We start from the raw sequence: 13187 nt of genomic DNA, 5'->3' as shown, positions 1-13187 counted from the left end.
GGTGATAAAGTAGTTTCGGGAAAAAGTAGCACCTTTTGCACTACCGATCATTTACTTTAGTAATATTAATCCAATCACTGCAAAGTCGTAGCGAGTTTACATATCTTGCTTGTATACTTCTAACAATTGCGGAATGTGATCGTACCCATCCACACCGATAACTGCAATGATTTTCGGGCGATGTTGCTGTAAAAACTTTTGGAAAGCTTCTGCCCCGATTTGTCCTTGTAAAATTGTCAGTAATCCTGCCGGTTGACGCCACTCGCTAGAAGCTATTTGCTCCAAAAGATACATTCCCAAGCAGCCTGTGTAAACAGTTTTTTCGGAATTTTGGAGATGATAATAAGCTTCTGCTAAATAAGCTAAGTTCCGCCCTTGGAGATACAAATCGCCGGAAACTTGGGCTGTTTTAAAGCCATCTTCAAGATATTTAATTGCAGTTTGATGTTGTCCAATTACTAAATAGGCAATTCCTAAGCTGCTGACACATAAGGCTTTACTTTGAATATCGCCTAATTTTTCTGATAATTTTAAACCTTGTTCCAAATAGTTAATTGCGGCTTCATAAGTTTCTGGTTCTAGGTTTTCCAGTTCCTGAGCTTGCATGACTTCGCTGTAACCTAAATTTACCAGCGCGTTTGCCTCTCCGGTTCTATCGCCTGCTTGCCGACTCAGTATTAATGCTCGTTGACTGTAGTTAATTGCCTCAGCATAATTTTGCTGTTGCACGTAGGTACGGCTGAGGTGGTTAAGATTGGCAATTTCACAGGGGCGATCGCCGGCATTTCTGGCTATCTCTAGCGCCTGCTGATGAAAATCAAGCGATCGCTGATATTGCCCTAAAGCACGCTGAGAATAACCTAGAAGGGTCAAAATCCGCGCTTTTTCTTGGGTTCCCTCGCCTCTTCGCAGTGGTTCATCCAAATAATCTAGGGCATCTCGCAAGTAAGTGCCAGTAAAAGAGGCAAAAATCCCGCCGTAAAAGGGAAAATACGGACGCTGGGCAAAGGTTCGCAAAATCTGGAGCATGATTTGAGAACAGGCATCGCCGTACACTGTCCCAATGCTCCCAAAACCACTTGCTAATTGACTCCAAATCACTGCAAAAGTCAAGAAAGTGGAAATGGACAACTTTGGCCCGGCTTTAACATCGTAAGCTTGTTGGTCAAACCAGTTAATTAGTCCCCGTTGCAAGTACTGTAAAATCAATGCCATTTCCACCCAATCTCTAAGGGTGATTCCCCGTTGTCGCTGGGCAAACTCAATTGCTGATTCTTCCATCGCCAAGGTGCGAAGCAGTGCTTTGGGTAACTCACTATTGAGTTGTTTAGACCAACTTGCCCAAGGACCACGTTCTCCGGGTACGCCGCCAAATCCCAAAGATTCTTTTTGCTCGTACATCCAACTGAGCAAGTTGTCTTGCAATCGCTGCCAAGAAGCTAAACCACGGGTAATCCCTTCGGAAAATTGTTCTAAATCAGAATCTGCCTGAGCAAATTGCTGTAATGCTCTTGACAACTGCTGTAGCTGTTGCGAATTTAGCGGATACTTCTGATTGGGATCAGTAACACGTAAAAATGTCGCTAACCGCTCGTCAGCAGGGGCTGTGGTAATTTCTGAAACTGCGGAGGCGATCGCTTCTGTGGCTTTGTTTTGTTCTTGCCAGCGTTGCCATTGACTTTGAATGGTCTTAATCGCTCTCAAACTCCGAGTCGCCTTGGCTTTCTTGAGTTCGTCTTTTTCGCTATCTACTTGACTTTGGAGGGCATTCAGGCGATCGCTCAAAACTAGCTCAAAGACTTCCCCTGTACCGGAAGTGATTCCTTTAAGCAGCATTTGATACACCATCTCAACAGAGCTAATTTTGCCCTTGAGGGTGGTTTCAACAATTTCATCGATTAAAGCAAGATAGCGATCACGCAATGGCAAAGAGTCTGACACTTTGGCTATTAGAGAACGTCACGTCAATTCTAATTCTAGTCCTCGCAGGTGGGGAGCAGGAGAGATTATTTGAGAATGCAACAATAAGTTTTTGATACTCAACCAAGAAAAAGACCAAATCTCAGCCAAAATCATCCGCACAATTAGTATTACCATTAGATTAATGCCCAACCTATACATTATCGGCGGTGCAAACGCTTCTGGAAAAACTACTGCCGCCCTGCAAATCCTTCCCTACTTCCTAGAAGTATTTGAATATGTCAACGCCGATGAAATAGCAGCCGGACTTTCTCCTTTTAACCCGGAATCCGTAGCTAGTCAAGCCGGACGATTAATGTTAGAAAGACTAGAAACTCTGGTGAATGCTGAAGCTGATTTTGCATTTGAAACTACATTAGCGGCTCGGAACTTTGCCCGATTCTTGAGAGAATGTAAAAACAAAGATTATATTATCAACTTAATTTACTTTTGGTTACAAAGTCCCGAATTAGCGATCGCACGGGTCAAGAGACGTGTAGAAAGTGGTGGTCACAACATCCCGGAAGATACTATCCGCCGTCGGTACGAACGCGGACGCAGCAACCTAATCAACTTATATTTACCTGTGTGTGATACTTGGATAATCTATGATAATTCTGGGTCTGAACCTCTATTAGTGGCTGCATCAAATATCAATCAGGAAGCAATTATCTATGAACCCCAAATCTGGAATCGAATTACAACCAGGGAATAAAGCGCAAATTCCCCTAACAGAAATCCATCAAAAAATTGATTCTGGTGTCAAAGCTGCTATTGCTAAAGCTATTGAAAGACACCGCCGTTTAGGAGAATCTATTAGTATTTGGCAAGATGGTCAAGTTGTGACATTAACTGCCGATCAAATTCCTCCTCTTGATTCAACTGTTAGTCATGATGAATGACAGTTAAATTCTATATACATATTTAATCTCTAGCAAATTACAGTTACATAGGACTTACGCAAAATTACACGCGCTCTGGGGCAATTCATGAATTGCCCTTAAGAAGAAAATCATTCTTTTCGGCTATTGTTTGCGTAAGTCCTGTTAGAATGGCAATTCTCTCCTGCCCCCAATGCCCAATGCCCCATCAAGTACGTCCAGTGAGATTGGCAATTACAGCTGCTAACTCACCCGCATTAACTGGCTTGGGGACGTGGATTTGAAAGCCTGCCAACAGGGCTTGCGTGCGATCTTCTGCCCTAGCATCGGCTGTCAGCGCCACTGCTGGAATTCGTCCTCCTTGATCTGTTGGCAGCGCCCTCACTTGACGAATTAGTGTGTAACCGTCTTCTTGGGGCATATCAATGTCGCTCACTAGTACATGAGGTTTAAATTCTTGCAGGGCAAGCAGTGCTTCAGAAGCAGATGCAGCTGCTATGACTTGGGTGCCATACTGCCTCAGAATTGTGGTGAGCAAATGACGCCCGTCTGCCTCATCATCGACGATCAGCACCCGCAAGTCATCTAAATTCGGCAGGTAATTATTAACCTCTTGGGCATCCACGGAAGATGAAAGCTCCTCTGCTGTATTAGTTTCTACATCAACGGCTTTCATTGGCAGATTCACAATGAATGTCGCCCCCTGTCCAATTCCTGGACTTTCGGCAGAGACTGTGCCACCGTGCAATTCTACCAAGTGGCGGACGATCGCTAATCCTAATCCTAATCCACCATGCGATCGCGTTTTGGAACTGTCGGCTTGACGAAAGCGTTCAAATACATGGGACAGGAATTCGGCAGCAATTCCCTCTCCCGTATCGCTCACCCGAATTTGCACATAGGATTGAATGCGCTGCAATTGCACATCAACTCTTCCCCCCTTGGGTGTAAACTTGACGGCGTTGGAGAGTAAATTCCACACAACCTGTTGCAAGCGGTTGGCATCACCCATAATTACCCCAACTTCCGGGTTGAATCTACACTTAATGTTAATTTCTTTGGCCTGGGCTGCTGGACGCACAATATCGATTGCTGCCTCTACAAGTGGTACAAGTTTTACCTGATGAATACTTAGATGAAGTGTACCTCTAATAATCCGCGAGACATCTAGGATATCTTCGATTAGTTGCGTCAGTGATTTGGTGTTACGCTCAATTGTCTCTAGTGCGCGGCTAGTAGTACTCTGATCCAACTTGCGACTCCTAAGTAGCTGTGTCCAGCCCATTATGGTGTTTAGGGGTGTGCGGAGTTCGTGGGAGAGTGTGGCGAGAAACTCATCTTTGATGCGGTTTGCGGCTTCGGCATCGGCGCGTGCTGTCTGTTCGCGCTCAAGTAATTGTTTGCATTGTTGCTCTGCTTGCTTGCGTTCTGTGATGTCGCGTTGAGTTCCCCACGCTCTGACTAAAAGCCCTTTTTCGACAATTCCCACCAGATTATTCAAAAAATATTTGGAATTACCTTGCTGATCTATTTTGTGGGACTCTGCATCGATTAGTCGGTAGTTAGAACGGATAAAACTACGCAGGTATGCAATATTATCTGGATCGGAGGAAATGAGAAAGTCTTCTAGTCTGGCGCTGATCATTTCTTCGGCACGAGAATAGCCATACATCTGCGCCATCACATTGTTGCATTCTGCTAAGTAAACATATTGGTAAAAATGTTGAATTTGTTCATCTTCTGGACACTCTGGCGAAATTGGTACTTCCAGTTCGATGCACCAAATACCTTCTGAACTCTGCTCTAAAAAAGCGCGATAGCGTTCTTCGCTTTTGCAAAGGGCAAGCTCTAGTCGTTTGCGTTCGCTTAAATCTAGTACAAAACTAATAATATTATCTGGATTATTTTCTAATAAAGCAGAACTTAACAGGATGGGAACGTGGCTGTGATCTTTGCGGATATATTCGCTCTCAAAGGGCTGACATACACCTTTGGTTGTGAGTTCTGCGTTAGCGAAGCTCACCGAAGGTATCGCGCGATCGTTAGCTTCAATATATTCTGGTGGTATCATCTCGCGCCATCGGACTCGCCCTGCTAGCAAATCCTCTTGCGAATAACCTACCATTCCTAAAAAAGCATCATTCGCCTCTGCGATCGCTCCGTCCATTTTGACTACAATTACCCCAATAATGTTGGAATCTACCAACCTTCTAAACCTGGCCTCACTCATTTGAAGATATTGTTTGGCAGTGCGTAACTCGGAATTGAGCAAGCTAATAAGTATTGTCACCAACACAAACAAGCCTAACCGCACCATACTATCTAGACTCGCAACAAACAGCGAAAATATTGGCTCTAAAAAAAAGTAGCTGACGGCTAAAGCAGACAAAGCGGTAGCCAGCAACCCTGCTTGCATGCCGCCATACCAGGCACTAACCGCCACGGCAGCAAAAAACAGCAGAAAAACAGTTGCTTCCAATAGTGGCTGTAGCAATAGTGTTAGCAGCAATCCGCTACCAACAGCCAATAGTGCCACAGCATAACGCGCTAGCAGGAAACATGTTCCTTTCAATGTGCCTTCTCCTTTTATGCAGCTAGCTAAAGGATTATTCCCAAAATCAGCTAGAGAATGCTGCATCTACGACCGTCGTAGACATCGCTCAACACCTATTATCAGGGGAAAAATACACATTTTAGCAGTTAGTTACTGCGAATCTATCTAAAGTCGTAAAACTCAGTTTTAGTAAAGGTACAATAGATGATAATTCTCAGTCTAATTATATATATATAATTTCTGACTCTCTATCAAAAAGAATAGATTTATTAAGTTTTTCAATTAATTCCCTTTAGTATATAAGTCATCATTTCACCTTTACCCTTAACCATAATTAAACCTCGTTTCTCCAAAAAGTATTTATCCTTTAAAAGCTGATAAGTTGCTTCACAAACCTGGATACTACCTGCTATACCATGTGATTCCATTCTACTAGCTGTATTAACTGTATCTCCCCAAAGGTCGTAGGCAAACTTTTTTAGCCCAATTACCCCTGCCACAACTGGCCCTGTACTAATGCCAATACGGATGCTAAAAGACTGGTTATTTTCTTCGTTAAACGTAGCTATAGCATTTTGCATATCCAAAGCCATGTTCGCTATTACTGGAGCATGGTTATTAGACTTATTTGGCAACCCCGCAACAGCCATATATGCATCGCCAATCGTCTTGATTTTCTCTACTCCATGACGTTCTGCCAATTGGTCGAACAAACAGAATATTGTATTTAATAACTCGACTAATTTCGCCGGAGATGTCCGAGTTGAAAGTTCTGTAAAGCCAACAATATCGGCAAATAGCACCGTAACTTCTAGAAAGCTATTGGCAATAGTTGTATACTGTTGTTTTAATTGTTCTACAATCATCTCTGGTAGAATATTTAGTAGCAGCATTTCTGATTTTTGCTGCGCTAGTTCCATTGCCTTACGGGCGTAAAATTCTTTTTTTCGCAAGCGTTCGTATAAATAGACAGAGAAGACACAAATTATGCAAGTCCAAAATAAGTATAAACCCTGCTCCATGTAAAAAGCGAATGGATTTTTTAATATAGGATTATATAAGATATATAAAATTAAATAGCAAACAATTGTGCCAATTTGTGAAATTAAATGTATCCACCATTGCACTGGAACGATTGTAGCCTGAGTGAGAAACATCAGAGTCCAAATATTACTTCTAGGTTCCAGACTATTAAACAACAAAGCTATATCAATTTGGACAGCACAAGTTACAGACCAGCATAAACTCAAAAAAATTAAGTTTGGGTAACGACGACCTATAGAGGTTTTACATAAACCCCAACAAATGAACGTGAATAGTTCTACTAAAAGACCGATTTTAAAGGCGTATATCTTGGCTTCTAATTGTGAATTTGCCCAAAGAAAAAAAGCGATCAAAGTCAAGCCAGCTACTAGGATAATCTGCGCTTGCAATTGCAGCCGTTTCAGCTGAAAGCTCTGTCGCTGTTCTTTGTAGGATTCGGCAAGATTATTGTTGATTTGCTCATAGGACATTCCGTGACTAATGAGCGTATCTAGTTGGGTTTTGTCTGAGTTATTTGGATGAATCATGCACTTTTTGCGTTATTAGTAATTAAGGGAGTGGGAGAGACGCGATTAATCGCGTCTGTACGGGAGTGGGGTACAGATTATTCCCTATCACCTGTCACCTCTTTTCTAACCAATACCCAATTAAATGCTAAAAAGTCGGGATAAGGCTCTAAATGGTTCGTACCCCTACATTAAATTTTGATCGTGGCACATTAATTTTGCATCCACCACCACGCGGTAAAGGTTGGATGGATTATGCTACGTGGGATGATCGAGTTGAAAAATTCCGCATTCCCGCAATTAGATATCGATCGCTAGTGGAAGCACTACAAGCAGAAGATGTTTATTTTATCGATGAGGCGAAGCAATTTTATCCTATAGATTTGGTTCCCAGCCTGGAAATGGAACCCTATGCCCACCAGACTGAGGCGCTAGCGGCTTGGAAACTAGCGGGTAGACTAGGGGTAGTTGTGCTTCCTACGGCGGCGGGAAAGACTTATTTGGCGCAAATGGCGATGCAGTCAACGCCGCGCACGACGCTGATTGTGGTGCCAACTTTGGATTTAATGCATCAGTGGTATGCACATTTAGTAGCGGCTTTCCCTGATGCTGAGGTGGGATTGCTGGGGGGTGGTTCGCGGGATAGAACGGCTATTTTAGTTGCAACTTATGATAGTGCAGCAATTCACGCCGAAACGTTGGGAAATCAATATGCGTTGATTGTTTTTGATGAATGTCATCATTTACCGACAGATTTTAATCGGGTGATTGCTGAATATGCGATCGCACCTTATCGGCTGGGACTCTCTGCGACACCAGAACGCACTGATGGTAAACACGCTGACTTAAATATCCTCATTGGTCAAGAAGTATATCGCAAACGCGCTGAAGATTTGGCGGGAAAGGCGTTAGCAGAACATGAAATTGTCCAAATTAAGGTAAAGTTATCGCAACTTGAGCGGGAAAGATACAATCAACTAATTCAAACCCGCAACGACTTTTTGAAGCAATCTAAGATTTCTTTGGGGAGTCTTCAAGGTTGGCAAATGTTTGTGCAAATGAGTGCTAGATCCCAATCTGGACGGAGAGCGATGTTAGCGCACCGGGAAGCGAAAGATATCGCTTTGGGGACTGATGGGAAGTTGCGAATTTTGGTTAATTTATTGGCAGAACATTATCCCGCAAGAATTTTGATTTTTACTGCTGATAATGCAACGGTTTACCGCATTTCTCAAGAGTTACTAATTCCGGCAATTACTCATCAAACTCCTGTGAAGGAACGGCATGAGATATTAACAAGGTTTCGAGAGGGTAAATATAATACTTTGGTTGCTTCTCATGTGTTGAATGAAGGGGTTGATGTACCTGCGGCTTCTGTGGCGATTATTTTATCGGGAACGGGTTCGGCTAGGGAGTATACTCAGCGATTGGGGAGGGTTTTACGGAAGGGGAATATTGAGAATAAGCGGGCGATTTTATATGAGGTGGTGGCGGAGGATACGAGTGAGGAAGGGACTTCGGCTAGGCGAAGGGGGGAGAGGAGAAACGAACCGCGAAGGCGCGAAGGACACGAAGGGAAGAAAGGGAAGTTAGAGGTTGTGTATGGGAGTGGGAAGGAAGAGAGTTTGAAGGCTGCGGAACAGTTAGAAATTAATTATTCAACCCAAAATCCAAAATCTAAAATCCAAAATTCAGCTGATGTTACCGACAGATTTACTGATGCATCGCCAAAACGGGGAGGAGATTATTCCGAAGAGACTGAAGATTGATCAGAAAACTTCGGAGTTGGCGATTGAGTTAATTAATTATTTTCAATCAGCAGTGGGGAAGACTCAGGGTGTGCTTGAGCGACAACTAACTGATTTTGAAGGCGATTCTACAGATTATCGGGTGAAGCGGGGATTAGCTTATATTCTTAAAAGCAGTTTTTGCACTTTTGAGGTGGTTAGTCCTCTGGAACCACAAATGTTAAGAGAACGGCTGTTTTCGCTAGCTGCAAATTCTGTTTCTAGTCGGGAATCAACACAAGTTACTCTTAGTAAAGTTGCTGATGAGTTAACTCAAGAACTTGAGCGGGAAGTTTTATTAGAACAGGTTCGTAATGGACTATATGCTGATTTATCTGAAAATAAGATTTTGACTGTTTTTGATGCACCAACAGCACCAGATTTGTTGAATCGATATAACTTATCTCAGGTGCAAGGTGTGTTTTATAAGGCCAGTCAACTGGTGTTAAATGCTCATCGGAATGTTCCGGGTGAATATAAGCTGTTATTTCGCTATCTGAAGTTGTTTCAATTGATGGCTTATATTGAAGGCGATGCTGACCACGGGTTTACAATTACTATTGATGGTCCGACGAGTTTGTTTAGTTCTAGTACGCGATATGGATTAGCGATCGCAAAACTTATTCCTGCTTTACTTCACGTTACTAGATGGAGTCTTTCTTCGATTCTCCAAAGCCGCGACGCTTATACAAATACTTGGAAAACTGGACGTTTCACTCTCAATTCCGAATGTGGTTTGGTATCCCACTATCCACCAGGGAAGGCCTACGATAGTATGCTAGAAGCATCCTTTGCTGATAAGTGGGATGCGTTGAAAAGTGGTTGGGCGTTAGAGCGAGAAGTTGATTTGATCCCAATTCCGGGTAGTGTGATGATTCCCGATTTTCGCTTGGTGCATTCTGATGGACGCACTTTCTTATTAGAAATTGTTGGTTATTGGCGTCCTGAATATTTACAAAAGAAGTTTTCTCAGGTGCGGCGAGCTGGACGTGATGACTTGATTTTGGCAATTTCTGAGCGACTTAATTTAGAAAAGGCGGGAGTAAAATTAAATGATGTCCCCGCGAGAATTGTTTGGTTTAAAGATAAGTTATTGCCGAAAGCTGTGTTAGCTGTGATGGATTGATTAAGGAGAAATGAGATGAAAAGTATAGAAACAATTGCCACAGTTACCAAAGATGGTAAGATTACAGCGCAGTTACCATTGGATATTCCAGAGGGTGAGCATCAGGTGGTAATAGTAATTGATGAAAAGCCTTTGGCAGAGGAACAAGAGAGGAAAGAAAAGAAAGCGCCTCTCAAATTTTCCGCCTATCCTGTAGGATTAGTCTCGGAAAGCCTGACTTTCCGTAGAGAAGACCTTTATGCAAACGACTAATAACTCTGTTTTCATCGATACGAATATTTTAGTTTATGCAAATTTAGCCTTGTCGCCATTTCATATACAAGCGACAGAACGACTGCAAGCGTTTGCAGAACAAGGTTTTGATTTATGAGGAAGTTTTTAGTGGTGGTAAGCAAGTTCATGATGCAAATATCGTCGCGACCATGCTAGTTTATGGTATTCCTCAGTTACTTCACTCACAATACAAGTGATTTTACGAGATTTTCTGGGTTAATTACTGTGTTACCGTTACAAACGTGGATTAAATAAAATGCAAAACTTCATCCTGTCTCTAGCTTCCCTCTCCTTTATAAGGAGAGGGATTGAGGGTGAGGTAAGTCAGGGACATAAATTGTATGTTATTTAATTCTTATTCCTTACAAAATTAGACTGCTTGCTGTAATTGAGTGAAAATTTAGCATATTTTTGCGTAGGCGTAGCCCAATCTAGGCAACCCCTCTCTCCCAATAAATATGCAAGACAAATGTCTGCACAAAGATAGTTCTTAAATGCAGTGAGCAGAATTGATATCGATTATTTTGGCGCTTTTAACTTTTCGGAAATTACGTTACTCCACAACAGATATCAATAAACCACTTACCTAAATTTGGTAAATTATCTTCGGTAAAATTAGTCAAACGTTCAATCTTATTTTCAATTTCTTGCATAGCTTTTTTAGTTAGACGGACTCCGCTAGAGTAAGTTTGAGTAACTAACTTAACAACTGGATTTTTCCCATTCCACGTCATAGTTTTAGCAAAATTTAATGCAGTTTCAACTTCATCTAAAATGCTGCCATTCCAATGATTTTCCAAGGCAGCCCAAGTTCTTTCAATGGGATTATATTTACTGTGATAGGCAACGCAAGTTGATATCTCGCAAAATAGCCCCTTCGAGGTCAATCGAACTGTCGAGGGGAACACCCTCGGATTGAATCAATTCAATTCCCCGAAAATCTCGCTCCCCATCAGCATACCGAGCCAACAACTCCTCAGCAGTAATTTCCCAAGCCATACCCTAACTCCAGAATCAATAACTACAATAGACCTCTTGCACAAATGTTTTATGGTAAGATAGGGGGTTTGCCAAGACGCATCTTAACGGAATATGCAATACGAACAAACCAAAATCTTGACGGATGGAAAATTTAAACGCTTGTTTGGGGTATTAACAATAAAGTTTTACTCCCTGATAGTGTCTGGAAAGTTGTCTTAATTTTAGACAAGCCGGGTCAAGGGATTGCAGATGTCACTAAAGATACTCTTGCTTTTGCTCTTTATTTACCGAATACTCTTGACTATACTGAGAAAGGCGCACAAGATAAAATCCAGAATCAAGAATATCCTTGGCAAGATAACTTTGAATTCAATGGAAATGGATTTGGTTTATTCAATGTTAGAACTCTTGAGGAAAAAACTGGATATAGTTTTCTGTCAAATATCCCGACTGAAATTCGGGATGTAATTGAAAACCGGAAGGTTCGTGACATCAAAGTAAAACTTGATGCTCTTAACACTCAGTCTGCTTCTTTAATGGCTGCAACAGATGAAGATAATTCTTCACCTGGCATCACGACCGTTTCCCCACTGAGGACCTCTTACAACCTGCCCATCGGGCATAGTGGTATTCCAGATCAAATTCCAACCTCTACAGATAATACCGCTATCGATGTGAGCGCCTTGGAAGTCAGTCTGAGCGAGAATAGCACGCTCGAAGGAGCCGATTTGAGCTTGACGAAAAATAGCAATACTGGCATTCATATAATTCAAGTTGCTTCCCCGCAAGTCAGCATCACCGAAAGTACTTCCACACAAGGTAGCAGCACACAAATTAGCATCACGAATAATAGCACGCACCAACGTACAACTGTCCAAGAAAATACCGCCCAAGTCAGATCCAGTCAAATCAGCTCCAATCAAATAGACATCATGCAAATAAGCTCCTCGCAAGTTGATATCTCGCAAAACAACACCGTCAAGATCGAGACCACTATGCTTGGAGCGGCGAAATCCATAAAGCCCATAATGAGCCAATTTAATTCCAGCAAAGTTACGTTCCCCATCAGCATACCGCTCCAACAGTTCCTCAGCAGTAATTTCCCAAACCATACTTTAACTCCCGAATCAATAGAACTCTTGCATAAATCTTCTGTGGTAGAATTAAGGGTTATTTAAATTTCAGTTTTTGGCAATAATAAAGAAGAAGGAATTTATCAATTTTTTAATTGAGTATTATCAGGTAATCGCCCACTAAAAATATTAACAGTAAACATCGCTCCAGTTATTAATTAATACCTGAATTTATTTGATTAATTTAATTTTTAACCCAATTTATAACGATATTTCGTAATTATAAATTCCCGCAATTAAATTCGAACTTAAGCCAAAACGTCGATGACGATTTCGATATCTGTTCGACAAAATTTTAAAGATTTTTAACCGCCGATTAACGTGTTCAACAACAATTCTTAATCGATTAAGTTCTCGATTATATTTCTTCTGTTCTTTCGTTAGTTTTTTATCTTTTGGTTTCTTGATCGGCGTTTCACCGCCAGTCGCTCATGGGGGAAACCCCCAAGACCGCGCTGGCTCACTTAATTGATGAATTTTGGCAATTCCTTGATAGCCTTTATCTGCTATAACTTTGACTAATTCTCCAAATCTGACTCCAGTGGTTTTAAATAAGCGAAAATCATGATTTTTACCCTTCCCATGCCCTAAACATATAATTTGACCGCTTTTTTGTTCAATTATTACTTGTGTCTTTAAAGTATGCTCTCCCTATTTTCCGCTAAAAAACCTTTTTTGACCTTTTTTAGGTTTTTCAATCGGACTTTCCGTCACATCCATCACCACCAAATCTTCTTCATTTGACATTTTCCACAATTCTTTTTTACCCGGTAGACTAAACTTTCTCGACTTAATTAAAATATTTTCGATTTTATAAACCGTTCGACAGACTGCGGATTCCGAAAGCCCCCAGTCTAATCCAATATGATAATAAGGGACTTCCAAAGAATAAATTATTCCAAGAAAAACAAGAAACAGGTTTTCTAAAGAATGATTATCATTT

10 protein-coding genes and 2 pseudogenes are annotated in these 13187 nt (G+C 41.6%); 5 read left to right on the top strand and 7 right to left on the bottom strand.

Features of this window, described 5'->3' with window-relative positions; translation table 11 throughout:
• Positions 1 to 96: 96 nt before the first annotated feature.
• Complete coding sequence (locus V7K31_RS30680) at positions 97 to 1941, bottom strand: tetratricopeptide repeat protein (RefSeq protein ID WP_335100176.1); 1845 nt, start codon at positions 1939 to 1941, stop codon at positions 97 to 99.
• A gap of 91 nt (positions 1942 to 2032) precedes the next feature.
• Between V7K31_RS30680 and V7K31_RS30675 the strand changes: the two genes are divergently transcribed.
• Together V7K31_RS30675 and V7K31_RS30670 are read left to right on the top strand one after the other, a co-directional pair.
• Positions 2033 to 2674, top strand: a complete 642-nt coding sequence (locus V7K31_RS30675; protein WP_335100174.1) for a zeta toxin family protein — start codon at positions 2033 to 2035, stop codon at positions 2672 to 2674.
• A complete protein-coding gene (locus tag V7K31_RS30670) occupies positions 2634 to 2861 on the top strand; it encodes a hypothetical protein (RefSeq protein WP_335100172.1) in 228 nt (75 codons plus the stop codon). The genes V7K31_RS30675 and V7K31_RS30670 overlap by 41 nt, the downstream gene beginning before the upstream one ends.
• Before the next feature lie 187 nt (positions 2862 to 3048).
• Here the strand turns inward: V7K31_RS30670 and V7K31_RS30665 are convergent, their stop codons facing one another.
• Together V7K31_RS30665 and V7K31_RS30660 are read right to left on the bottom strand one after the other, a co-directional pair.
• Entirely contained in the window at positions 3049 to 5412 is a 2364-nt protein-coding gene (locus V7K31_RS30665) for a hybrid sensor histidine kinase/response regulator (protein WP_335100170.1), read from the bottom strand.
• A gap of 260 nt (positions 5413 to 5672) precedes the next feature.
• Positions 5673 to 6965: an adenylate/guanylate cyclase domain-containing protein gene (locus V7K31_RS30660; RefSeq protein ID WP_335100168.1), complete on the bottom strand. Its 1293-nt coding sequence runs from the start codon at positions 6963 to 6965 to the stop codon at positions 5673 to 5675.
• Between the two features lie 152 nt (positions 6966 to 7117).
• Between V7K31_RS30660 and V7K31_RS30655 the strand changes: the two genes are divergently transcribed.
• Genes V7K31_RS30655 through V7K31_RS30645 form a run of 3 tightly spaced genes read left to right on the top strand, consistent with a single transcriptional unit; the run spans position 7118 to position 10109 of the window.
• Positions 7118 to 8713 (top strand): DEAD/DEAH box helicase family protein, encoded by a 1596-nt coding sequence (locus V7K31_RS30655; RefSeq protein ID WP_335100166.1) that lies wholly within the window; start codon positions 7118 to 7120, stop codon positions 8711 to 8713.
• Positions 8643 to 9857 carry a DUF790 family protein gene (locus tag V7K31_RS30650; protein WP_335100164.1) on the top strand — a complete coding sequence of 405 codons (1215 nt, stop codon included), beginning with the start codon at positions 8643 to 8645 and terminating at the stop codon, positions 9855 to 9857. Before V7K31_RS30655 ends, V7K31_RS30650 begins: the two co-directional genes overlap by 71 nt.
• A 15-nt stretch (positions 9858 to 9872) precedes the next feature.
• Positions 9873 to 10109 carry a hypothetical protein gene (locus V7K31_RS30645; RefSeq protein WP_335100162.1) on the top strand — a complete coding sequence of 79 codons (237 nt, stop codon included), beginning with the start codon at positions 9873 to 9875 and terminating at the stop codon, positions 10107 to 10109.
• Between the two features lie 569 nt (positions 10110 to 10678).
• Here the strand turns inward: V7K31_RS30645 and V7K31_RS30640 are convergent.
• The 4 genes and pseudogenes from V7K31_RS30640 to V7K31_RS30625 all read right to left on the bottom strand — a co-directional run.
• Positions 10679 to 10972: pseudogene (locus tag V7K31_RS30640) on the bottom strand (ISAzo13-like element transposase-related protein); the annotation flags it as partial.
• Positions 10962 to 11129, bottom strand: coding sequence for a hypothetical protein (locus V7K31_RS30635; RefSeq protein WP_335100160.1), 168 nt, complete (start codon positions 11127 to 11129; stop codon positions 10962 to 10964). The pseudogene V7K31_RS30640 and the gene V7K31_RS30635, both read right to left, overlap by 11 nt.
• 545 nt (positions 11130 to 11674) lie before the next feature.
• Positions 11675 to 12223 (bottom strand): pentapeptide repeat-containing protein, encoded by a 549-nt coding sequence (locus V7K31_RS30630; RefSeq protein ID WP_335100158.1) that lies wholly within the window; start codon positions 12221 to 12223, stop codon positions 11675 to 11677.
• 222 nt (positions 12224 to 12445) lie between these two features.
• Positions 12446 to 13117 (bottom strand): annotated as a pseudogene (locus V7K31_RS30625) (IS5 family transposase); the annotation flags it as partial.
• Between the last annotated feature and the right edge of the window lie 70 nt (positions 13118 to 13187).

Origin of the sequence: Nostoc sp. (assembly GCF_036917675.1) — a bacterium.
GTDB lineage: Bacteria > Cyanobacteriota > Cyanobacteriia > Cyanobacteriales > Nostocaceae > Nostoc.
Note: the sequence above shows the minus strand (reverse complement) of the source record. Positions and strands in the feature narration are given on the sequence as shown.